This is a genomic window from Deltaproteobacteria bacterium (genome assembly GCA_030654105.1).
Lineage (GTDB): Bacteria > Desulfobacterota > SM23-61 > SM23-61 > SM23-61 > JAHJQK01.
In genome coordinates this window covers 1-9,426 of record JAURYC010000304.1, presented here as the reverse complement: position 1 = coordinate 9,426, position 9,426 = coordinate 1, and the positions used below count along the sequence as shown (strand labels likewise).

Here is a 9,426-nt window from a genome sequence, read left to right as displayed (position 1 = left end):
GAATAAGGCAAACTTTTCCCCGGTAATGGTATAGAGAGTCCGCTTCGAGGTCCACGCCGATGATTTTTTCTTCGGCGAGAAGCTTTGCCGCCCGCTCCAAGCTGGACAGCGTTTCGATCAATTGGTAGGAAAATTTATTGTCGCTCATTCCCGTCCTTCGAACTAATTATTTTTAAAAGTTTACTCACCTTTTTTAGCATACCATACGATATTCGATGACCAGCCTTTCCTGGAAGTGGCGATTGCCGTAAAAGCAGCGATTCTTGAGTGATTTACTCCTGTCTCCGGCCTTGACCGAATTTGTATAAATTGGAAAGAGTTTTTATCGTTGCGTCCAGGGTTGAATACACGGGGAATCCCTTATCCATAAACGCTTTTTTGATCATGAGGTTGTAATTTTCGTGTTCATCTGGGCGAGAGTGGCCAGATCATGAGGGGATGCTCCGATGATCGCCACCGAGTTGGAGTTGAAGATATAATCAAACAACCTGGCATCTTTTTCCATAGTTCTTCCTCCATTCGTCTTCAGCCAGCTTCTTTTCTTGCCTACGGTGACCCAACCATAGAATAAAAATTCTTGACAAGCAAGCCGGTGGGGAGGCTCTGATGCTCGATCAAATATCTTTGAGAGGGTTTTTACCAAATGGGCGGAGGAAGGGGAAAAAGTAATTGAAAAGCCCAACGAGCTTATTACATCCGAGCTCTCTTAAGATTCGTTACCTCCTCCCAAGGCGGCTATGACTACTCAGGTAAATAGGCAATTCCTGAGGCTCGGCTTCCATCCACAAGATAGATAGCATTAAGGTCTGCATTAAAATTTGACCCCAATTCCTGACCAAGTGAACAGTGGAGACCTGACCCTCTATGACGTAGGTTCTATTTCATTTTACTGGGGCATCGTTTTTTCGGAGGATGCGATACTAAAGAGAGCTGGGTATATCACAAGTTGTTTTAGAGCCTATGTCCCATCTACCTCGACTCTCTGGATCAAAGAGTATCGCCGAAACAGGCTCCAGTTGATTTCCTCCAGTTCCATCGGATTGGACGTGAAGGTTTTTACGACTTTACTGGGCCGGCCTTTGGCTCCCCGCAGGGCGTCGTCCCTTAGAGGAAGTTTTGCCGGGGCCTCGTGCTTGAATTCCACCGGCTCCATCATCTGCCCGAGTACGCCATCGCCCAGGATGATAACCGGGATCCGATATTTGTCGGCCAGATCGAAAGCCCTGTGGGTGAGGTCGGCAAGTTCCTGGACGGAGGAGGGAGCAAGTACGATCGTACGATAGTCTCCATGGCCGCCCCCCCGCGTGGCCTGAAAATAATCTGACTGCGCCGCGGCAATGCTTCCCAGACCAGGCCCGCCCCTGGACATGTTGACAATGACAGCCGGAAGCTCGCAAGCAGCCAAAAAAGAAATACCTTCCTGTTTGAGGCTGATCCCGGGGCTGGAAGAAGAGGTCATCGCCCGGACGCCGACGATGCTGGCCCCATATACCATGTTTATGGCCGCAATCTCGCTCTCTGCTTGGACGAAGGCACAGTCTCTCTTCCTGGCCAGGTGCGCGGCCATATACTCGATCAACTCATTTTGCGGAGTAATGGGGTAACCAAAATAGCACTGGCACCCTGCCCTTATGGCTGCCTCTCCAATGGCCCTGTTGCCATCCATGAGGATTTTAGCCACGGTATACCTCTATGGCCGCTTCCGGGCATACGGTCGCGCAAACGGCGCAACCTGTGCAGTCATCGCTATTTTTGAAGACAGCGGTCAAATAGCCGTTGCTGTTCAATGCGGACGATAGTGAAATTATCTTTTGGGGACAAAAGAAATACAAATTTCACAACCTTTGCAGAATTCGTGGGAAATACTTATTTTTCCTTTCATCTCAGCCAACCGAACCTACCATGAATTTTTATAAACATGATCCTTCCTCACAAGGCTGCTATCTCTTTGGATGTTACCCGAAAAGGATTTTTGGTTTTTCCTATGAATCAATAAAGTCTCATTATCTCCTTATGTGATATTAGAAAAGGAATTTCCGGCTGTCAAGGATAACCTTAACAACTCCCGGTAGTGGGTCAATTCGAAATTTCTTAGATATTGACATGCTTGAGCGGTTATGCTAACGTTAAAGCATGGATACTAAGAGAAGACCCTCAGACGTTAATACAATGGCTTTCCAGATTGTAAAGGAAGCTATAAAAGAAAAACCCCAAAAAGTATTGCAAACGTTTGCAAAAGAAAAGAATCCTGCGGCCGTTGCACTTGGAAGGCTTGGAGGGTTAAAAGGAGGGCCAGCAAGAGCGAAAATTCTTTCTGCTAAAAAACGTAAGGAAATAGCTCGGAAGGCAGCTAAGGCAAGATGGAAAAGTTAATTACTGTATTAATATTTCCTCGAATTTCTTTAATAATTGAAAGTGTTCGTCTGTCTGTAATGGAGCAGAAGAGTAATATCTATTTTCCCCAAAAGGAACACCAAGAGCCCTTTCAATCATGAAGGGTACTGGATTAATTGGTAACCTTTGATCTGCCCAAAAAAATATCCCACCCAACTCAAAAGAGGTTTTTTCAAATCCAAGAATCGTTCGGGATAAGTAATCAGAAATTTCTTTAACCCTTGGATTAATTAGTTCTAATGATTTGTCTGTGGAAATAAAGATTTGACTTAAATAATTTATTTTTTTAATTACTTTACGATAATCTGACATGTTGAGTTCTTCACTTAATCTTGTAAGAATTTCCCTCAAAAAATCATCTGTTTCTTTTGTAGAAGAACGGGTATCTGCTACCAAACCATCCCTAAAAATAGTAAGGTTTACCGCAAGGGGCAATGCACCTTCTTTAGTTTTAAATTCTCCCTGCTCAAATTTTAGCCCTCCTCCTTCATCTATTTTTTCTTTGGGAGAGGGAAATATCTTAAATTTATATGAATCAATGAGTAGAGGAATGATGATAGGATAAATATTTATTCCCCTTGGGTTCAAGTCGATTAATGGACCCAACCAAATTGACCGCGCCAAGTTGACCGATTTTAATTCCATACTGTTCCTCCATTGTGCTTCCAGATTCTATTCCTTGCTTTTGATATGAAAAAATAAGCGCTTCTGGTAATTTTGGAGGTTCCCCGAAAGCATACCAAAGTTGTGACACCATAGGCGGATTGATTTTATCGCGAATACTTTCCGCTAATCTTTCTTCTTTAGCGATAGTAGGTTTTGAAAAGTTGTCTTTTTCAAAGCTTGCAGCTCGAAGGGATTCTGGAGATAAATTGCTTTCCCAGTCTAATAGTTTACTAAAAGGAACAAATACGACCATTAATGCAATGTCAAATGCAGATGCCAATCTTTTTAGTGTCTTCAAGGTAAACTTCGCATAATTTGGATCTTCAAGAGCAGAAATTCTTTCCTGATGCATTCCTGCCTTGTTCCCGAGTTTTTCTTGTGACCATTCTCTTTCTTCACGCAATGCCTTAATTTGAAATGGCAATCCCGTATCAATATGTTCAGAAACAAATGCGTCGCGATATTCTTTATTTTTCAATAATTCTATTAACTTATCTCTTCGCTTAATATTCATCGGTATACCTCTTGTCTTCAATCAACGTTATTCTTTCTTCGGCAATTTCTAATACTGATCGGGGTTCGTATTTACCATGATTCTTCTCAATAGCCCCAATTAGGATAGTAAAATCTTTCTGCTGCGGACCAAAACATCCTATCAACCTATATTCGTTGCCGAAACATTTAATACGAATTTCATGTAACTTTCCATGCCCTTGAAACTTGTCAAAATATGGTCGTTTCCATTCCTTTTCTATTTCAAGATGTCTAATAATTTTGTCAGCCTTCGCCCTAACTTTTGGTCCTTGGGCGTTCAACCAATCATGAATCTCGTTATCGCCCCGCGGCGTTATGAATATTTTTATCGTCCAATATGCCATAATATTATAATAAAAAAATTATATTTGCAAGAAAAAAATGATTGACTTTATTATAATATTTTTATTATAATACATTCATTATATTGTAATTAAAAGATAATTTAAACAAAAAGGCCCCGAAAAAAAGCTGCAAAAAGCGATTTCGGGGCCTAATAGCTATGCGGAGGGTTGCCCGAGACTGGCTCATGGGGACCGATTTATAATCGGCTGTAGGTGATGATCCCACCTAACGAGGGTTCGAATCCCTCACCCTCCGCCCCTTCGCTCCTGCTATCGGCCTTTACTGGCGAAAGCTTGAGCGCATTAGCATTTTTAAATTAAGGGGGAAAAAAAATTTTGTCAAGCATTTTTTTCTTGACAATGCTTGAACGCTCAAGTATAATCATGTCATGAATACTTTAAAACCAGAAAAACAAAAACAGGTTTTGGCCGCTCTGGTAGAGGGAAATTCAATCAGGGCAACGTGCAGAATGACAGGAACAGCAAAGGGAACAGTCCTTAAATTGCTGGCCCAAATTGGCAGGGCTTGAGCCGAATATCAAGACAAGGCGCTCCGTAACCTTTCTTGCAAGCGCTTGCAGTGCGATGAAATTTGGGCTTTCTGCTACGCCAAAGAAAAGAATGTCCCCAAAGGGAAAAAAGGCACCTTTGGCTTTGGAGATACCTGGACATTCACTGCCCTTTGTGCCGATTCTAAGTTAGTTCCTTCTTGGAGAATCGGAAGGCGTGATCTTCATAATGCTACCCTCTTTATGAATGATTTAGCCGGCAGGTTAAAAAATAAAGTTCAATTGACTACGGATGGGCATAAAATGTATTTAGACGCTGTAGAGAATACCTTTGGAAGTGAAGTTGATTTTAGTCAATTAATAAAAATATATGGGAGTAGTCCAGAAAGTGAGGTTCGTTACAGTCCAGCCGAATGCATAGGAATAGAAAAAAATAATATCCAGGGAAATCCCGATCCCGAACATGTTTCGACAAGCTATGTAGAAAGGCAGAATTTAACGATGCGGATGAATATGCGGAGATTTACTCGTCTGACAAATGCTTTCTCAAAGAAGATTGAAAACCTGGGTCATGCGGTGGCCCTTCATTTTATGCATTATAATTTTTGCCGGGTTCATCAGACTTTAAGGGTTACTCCCGCTATGGAAGCAGGGGTCACGGATCATGTTTGGGGGATTGAAGAGGTTTTAAATTTATTAAATTCAAACTGACCCACTACCCAACTCCCTGCGATTCAGACAGTAGCCAAACTTCTTCTGGAGAGCCCGTCAGAGTAGTTCGTCAGTTTATCTTTAAAGACATTTTTATTTAGGGTAGGTGATTTTTTTCTTGACTTGTATAATTCTGTATGCAATATAATATAATTAGATGCAGAAGAAAGAGCTTCACAACCTCAGTCGACTCCGTCAGGCCTTGCGGCGTTTACTCCAAGGCCTGGAGCATTCCCTGGAAGTGGCCTTCGGGCGATCCCCGTTGGTCAAGGGCAATGTCTACGAAATGGCCCGCAAATGTGGCAAGCCCAACTGTGTCTGCACCCGGGGAGAGTTACATCGCAGTATGGTCCTCAGTTGGAGTGAGGGGGGCAAGACCCGCCTGTTCTCCATTCCGCCGGGGCGGCTGGGGGGGCTTCAGGAGAAGAGCGAGGAGTATCTGCGGTTTCGCCGGGGGCGGGCCCGGGTCACGGAGATTTGTCGGGAGATCTTAGCTGTGCTGGATCAGATGGAGAGTCTTCGCCGCGAGGAGCCCTGAGCTGAAGGAATCTGCCGAGTCCGGTTCGATGCCGATGTATTTTGAGCGCAACGATGCGTTGGTGATCGAGGCGTTTCGGCGGGGGGAGTTCGATTATTTGGAGGGGGTCGGAGAAGTCTCCGAGGTGGATTTTTTCCGGGCCATTACGGAGAGAAATATTTTGCGGAAGTTGGCCGATACGTACCCTTCGCCGTGTCAGAAGCACGATGTTCCTTTGTGGGTGTACATTGCCAGCGACCTCTCCATGCGGTTTCATGCCGTCCATCCTTTTCATGCTTTTCCCTATGTGGTGCGCTCCGGAGGCCTGGTCCAAGCCTTTGGCCCGCAGATGGGGCATAAGGCTGTCCATCCGGAGACCGGGGATATCTCTTTGCGTTGTCAAGGGTTTAATGACAAGAACGAGTATGATCGGCAGACCCCTTGCGATCAGGACTATTTACGCAAGATGGCCCTGCGGACCGATGCCCAGGGGCTGCAGACTTGGTTCAATCGGGATGTGGTTGGGATCTTCAAGCAACATCATGCTTTCGATCCCGAGGGGATTTTTATCGGGGATGCCACCTATCTCTTTTTGCCGAACAACCCGCGCTATGAAGGCTCGTCGCGGATGCTGTTTGATGAGCACAATCACCCGGTGGATGGATCAAAGCTTACGCCCCAGCAGCGAGCCCGGTGTACCTGGCGGCGTTGCTACAAGCTGGTCAGTCTCCTGCATACCAATCGGGCAGCGGAGTTTTTTCTTTATGCGGGATTGGTGCTGACCGCAGGCCAGGATCACGAGGGTCCTCTTCTTTACCGTCTGGTGGAAGAGTTTGTGCAGAATCATGGCCGGGGGTTGATGAAGCGGCTGATTTTGGATCGAGGGTTTCTGGATGGCGCCCAGATAGGCCGCTGCAAACAGGAGTTTGGCATCGACATCCTAATTCCGGTGCGTCACAATATGGAGATCTATCAGGACGTGGTGGGCCTAGCCCAAGCCGGGCAGTTATCCTTCCAACCCTGGGCGCCCGCTCCTCCCGGCCCCCAACCCATTCCCCTCCATCGACCCGAACGGATCAAAAAGCGGGAGGAGGCCCGACAAAAAACCTTGGCCCGACAGAAAGCCCAAGCCCCGACCCTAGATCCCAAAGCGCTCTCCACCCGGCGGGTTCGATCGGAGGTGGCCGCGGTCAACGGGCTGGAGACCTTTTCCACCTGTCCCATTCCCCTCAACGCCCTGGTCAACCGAGAGGTTTACGCCGATGGGCATGTGGATTATTGGGTGTTGCTGGATACGGCGCCAATCCGGCAACCGGCCGGCACCCGCCAAGAATATGGCCTGCGGGAGACGATCGAAGAACGGCATCGGCAACTGAAGTGTTTTAGCGACCTAGAAGCTTTCACCTCCCGCGCCTTCAACGTGATCGCCAACCAGGTTGTCTTCGTCTTGCTGACCTATAGCTTGTTGCAATGGTATTTGCTGCGGATCAGCCGCAAAGCCCTCAACCCCAAAACGCGTACCCGCACCCTGGAACTTTTGCGCCCCACCCTGACCGTCATTGTCATCTATTACCAAAATTATATGGCCTTTCTCACGCCGCTGCAACACCAAGAACTCGTCCTCACTCTCAGCGAGCCAGCCCGCAAAAAGATCCTCACCAAAACCCGCCGCCTGCGCCGCAGCCTAGCCCATCAGCTCGATCATGCCCGACCCCCGTAATCTTTGCCCCACAACCTTTTCCCTAAATGTAAAAACTTTCCACCGACTCCCAGTCGAAGACCACACACCCTTGTCCACCAAACCCGCCCGCAAATAGAAACCCCTGAGGAAGATCTTTTCCCCCTTCCCAAGATATTCCAAAAAATGAAAGAACCTGCCTCCAGCCCCTCCTCCCCCTACTAACCTCCCTCTACTGTCTGAATTGCAGACCCAACTCCCTCCTCCCTTGACTAAAAAAGGGCCATGTGTTATGGGGTCTCATCCGAACGAAATAAATTGAGAAAGGGAGGTACCAGGATGATTTCGGTTATTGCCAAGATACCCATTAAAGAGGGAAAAGTTGAAGAAGCCATTCAGGCCTTTAAGGAACTCATGGTTCAGGTCGCTGAAGAAGAAGGCACTTTAATGTACACCCTGAACAGGGATCAATCCAATCCCAACACCCTTGTTATCATGGAGCGTTACAAAGACAAGGCAGCCTTGGATGCGCACTCTTCTACGCCCCATTTCAAAGCATTTTTTGCCAAAAGTCGAGAGTTTATAGGTGGAAAGCCCGAGATAACCATGCTGGAGGAAATACACTCGATCTAATCTATCATTTCCTCCTTCCATCGTGCTGAATGGCCGGGAGAAGCCTCTACCTGGGGCTGGACCCAGGTAATCGATTGCAATTCTAAGCGGGAAAACAGCCCCTTTTTCTTGACATAAATTTGGAAAATCATATAGTTACCTTGGTCCGACCCCAGCCAACTCCACCAACTTGATTTCCTCTTCCGTCAGGCCGTACAGATCATAGACCAGCCGGTCAATCTCCCGCTCCCACGCCGCCGTGTCCGCCTTGGGATCGCGCTTCTTGGCGGAGAGGATTTGGTCGATGAGATTGATGAACGGTTTCTGCGCATCCTTGTCAATGCACTTGACCGGGATCTCGGAAAGCGGGACTTGAAACAATTCGAGCATTTCCCCCTTACGCTTGCCGCGATGATACAACCATCTGTAATAAAGTCGACTGTTAAGGAGTGCGAGAATGTATAGATAAATCTTGATGTATCAGTTCCTCGAAATCGAGCGCAGCGAATATTTGCATCTGGGAAAAGACGACTTCGATTCTTTCCGAAGAGAAGCACAGCACCATTTGTAGGAACTTCTCGCCCTCTGTATTCCACAACAAGACCCAGGGATTTTCGTTTAGGAGAATTAAGAGGCCGTGATACGGCTGCGAACAACTCGGAAGCTGCTCGGAAGTCAACCTCTTCCGAGCTGATTTCCGTGCACGGTTGCTCATCAAAGAAGGTATTGCGAGATAGGAGGCGAATTTCAGCAATCATTTCAGGGCCCGCCCGCCGATTTGTTGATCCCAAACGAATGTAAACACCCGACTCTGGACCTTCCGATCGGAGATAATAAGACCCGATTGCATGTGGTATGGTAACTACAATGAGTTCCCGATCACGCCAGGAATGGATCTGTATGTCGGGGATAAGAAGGGGTTGAATACCGTCTGCAAATGCATTGGCAAGGCGTTCTTCTTCTGCCAGGGGGTTGGTCATACCAACGACCTCTTTCGTTCGGTCACGAACGCCGATAACGATGGAACCACCCGCAGTATTTGCAAAGGCAACGGCAGTCTGAACAATGTGTTGCAGGGATTTACAATTTTCCTTAAATTCGAGCGTCTTGCCTTCATCCCTGGCCAGATAAGATTGAATCATCCACCTCTCCTAATCTGATCACCCCTTCTCGGCCACAATATACCTGGAGGTCACACTCTTTACAAACCTTTCGTTCGGGCACTTTTTTTATATCATAGTTTTTGTTGAGAATCTGTTCAACCACCTGGTCGAAATGAAAACCGGCTTCGTCCACCATATCAGAGTGATAAGGAAATTCCATTAAGGCATCTTCTCGCCTCGGTTCCCCGGTCCAATGGAGGAGAGTTTGAGGGACGTTGATTCTTAGCGTGCATAACCTATTCTGCAAGCGATTCATCCCTTCTTGTTAAGGCCCGATTGAGGCTAAAGGTAATCCTCT

The 9,426-nt window shown here is 46.7% G+C and carries 10 protein-coding genes, 1 tRNA gene and 3 pseudogenes; 6 read left to right on the top strand and 8 right to left on the bottom strand.

What is annotated here, in order from left to right; genetic code table 11:
- Window positions 1-382 precede the first annotated feature (382 nt).
- From Q7V48_13235 to Q7V48_13225, 3 genes and pseudogenes are all read right to left on the bottom strand, one after another.
- Window positions 383-505: a hypothetical protein gene (locus Q7V48_13235; protein MDO9211690.1), complete on the bottom strand. Its 123-nt coding sequence runs from the start codon at window positions 503-505 to the stop codon at window positions 383-385.
- Between the two features lie 477 nt (window positions 506-982).
- Window positions 983-1,666: pseudogene (locus Q7V48_13230) on the bottom strand (3-methyl-2-oxobutanoate dehydrogenase subunit beta).
- Window positions 1,667-1,673: 7 nt separating this feature from the next.
- Window positions 1,674-1,882: pseudogene (locus Q7V48_13225) on the bottom strand (ferredoxin family protein).
- 287 nt (window positions 1,883-2,169) lie between these two features.
- Here Q7V48_13225 and Q7V48_13220 point away from each other — a divergent pair.
- Window positions 2,170-2,373 (top strand): hypothetical protein, encoded by a 204-nt coding sequence (locus Q7V48_13220; GenBank protein MDO9211689.1) that lies wholly within the window; start codon window positions 2,170-2,172, stop codon window positions 2,371-2,373.
- On the opposite strand, the gene Q7V48_13215 is transcribed toward Q7V48_13220, so the two are convergent.
- Genes Q7V48_13215 through Q7V48_13205 form a run of 3 tightly spaced genes read right to left on the bottom strand, consistent with a single transcriptional unit; the run spans window position 2,374 to window position 3,875 of the window.
- On the bottom strand, window positions 2,374-3,039 hold the full coding sequence (locus Q7V48_13215) for a hypothetical protein (protein ID MDO9211688.1): 666 nt from the start codon (window positions 3,037-3,039) through the stop codon (window positions 2,374-2,376).
- A complete protein-coding gene (locus tag Q7V48_13210) occupies window positions 2,930-3,574 on the bottom strand; it encodes a helix-turn-helix transcriptional regulator (GenBank protein ID MDO9211687.1) in 645 nt (214 codons plus the stop codon). Before Q7V48_13210 ends, Q7V48_13215 begins: the two co-directional genes overlap by 110 nt.
- Complete coding sequence (locus tag Q7V48_13205; GenBank protein MDO9211686.1) at window positions 3,564-3,875, bottom strand: type II toxin-antitoxin system RelE/ParE family toxin; 312 nt, start codon at window positions 3,873-3,875, stop codon at window positions 3,564-3,566. Before Q7V48_13205 ends, Q7V48_13210 begins: the two co-directional genes overlap by 11 nt.
- A gap of 225 nt (window positions 3,876-4,100) precedes the next feature.
- Between Q7V48_13205 and Q7V48_13200 the strand changes: the two genes are divergently transcribed.
- The 5 genes and pseudogenes from Q7V48_13200 (at window position 4,101) to Q7V48_13180 (ending at window position 7,986) form a co-directional block, all read left to right on the top strand.
- Window positions 4,101-4,194: transfer RNA gene (locus Q7V48_13200), tRNA-Ile, on the top strand.
- A gap of 133 nt (window positions 4,195-4,327) precedes the next feature.
- Window positions 4,328-5,158, top strand: a pseudogene (locus tag Q7V48_13195) (IS1 family transposase).
- Between the two features lie 157 nt (window positions 5,159-5,315).
- On the top strand, window positions 5,316-5,696 hold the full coding sequence (locus tag Q7V48_13190; protein ID MDO9211685.1) for a hypothetical protein: 381 nt from the start codon (window positions 5,316-5,318) through the stop codon (window positions 5,694-5,696).
- 28 nt (window positions 5,697-5,724) lie between these two features.
- Window positions 5,725-7,395 carry a transposase gene (locus tag Q7V48_13185; protein ID MDO9211684.1) on the top strand — a complete coding sequence of 557 codons (1,671 nt, stop codon included), beginning with the start codon at window positions 5,725-5,727 and terminating at the stop codon, window positions 7,393-7,395.
- Window positions 7,396-7,692: 297 nt separating this feature from the next.
- Window positions 7,693-7,986 carry a putative quinol monooxygenase gene (locus tag Q7V48_13180; protein ID MDO9211683.1) on the top strand — a complete coding sequence of 98 codons (294 nt, stop codon included), beginning with the start codon at window positions 7,693-7,695 and terminating at the stop codon, window positions 7,984-7,986.
- Between the two features lie 135 nt (window positions 7,987-8,121).
- On the opposite strand, the gene Q7V48_13175 is transcribed toward Q7V48_13180, so the two are convergent.
- Both Q7V48_13175 and Q7V48_13170 read right to left on the bottom strand, forming a co-directional pair.
- Window positions 8,122-8,355, bottom strand: a complete 234-nt coding sequence (locus Q7V48_13175) for a hypothetical protein (protein MDO9211682.1) — start codon at window positions 8,353-8,355, stop codon at window positions 8,122-8,124.
- Between the two features lie 723 nt (window positions 8,356-9,078).
- Complete coding sequence (locus Q7V48_13170) at window positions 9,079-9,288, bottom strand: hypothetical protein (GenBank protein MDO9211681.1); 210 nt, start codon at window positions 9,286-9,288, stop codon at window positions 9,079-9,081.
- Between the last annotated feature and the right edge of the window lie 138 nt (window positions 9,289-9,426).

Bases quoted from the DNA above. Each gene is read 5' to 3' on its own strand.
- Q7V48_13235 (MDO9211690.1), bottom strand. From the start codon at position 505: ATGGAAAAAGATGCCAGGTTGTTTGATTATATCTTCAACTCCAACTCG.
- Q7V48_13220 (MDO9211689.1), top strand. From the start codon at position 2,170: ATGGCTTTCCAGATTGTAAAGGAAGCTATAAAAGAAAAACCCCAAAAA.
- Q7V48_13215 (MDO9211688.1), bottom strand. From the start codon at position 3,039: ATGGAATTAAAATCGGTCAACTTGGCGCGGTCAATTTGGTTGGGTCCA.
- Q7V48_13210 (MDO9211687.1), bottom strand. From the start codon at position 3,574: ATGAATATTAAGCGAAGAGATAAGTTAATAGAATTATTGAAAAATAAA.
- Q7V48_13190 (MDO9211685.1), top strand. From the start codon at position 5,316: ATGCAGAAGAAAGAGCTTCACAACCTCAGTCGACTCCGTCAGGCCTTG.
- Q7V48_13185 (MDO9211684.1), top strand. From the start codon at position 5,725: ATGCCGATGTATTTTGAGCGCAACGATGCGTTGGTGATCGAGGCGTTT.
- Q7V48_13180 (MDO9211683.1), top strand. From the start codon at position 7,693: ATGATTTCGGTTATTGCCAAGATACCCATTAAAGAGGGAAAAGTTGAA.
- Q7V48_13175 (MDO9211682.1), bottom strand. From the start codon at position 8,355: ATGCTCGAATTGTTTCAAGTCCCGCTTTCCGAGATCCCGGTCAAGTGC.
- Q7V48_13170 (MDO9211681.1), bottom strand. From the start codon at position 9,288: ATGGAATTTCCTTATCACTCTGATATGGTGGACGAAGCCGGTTTTCAT.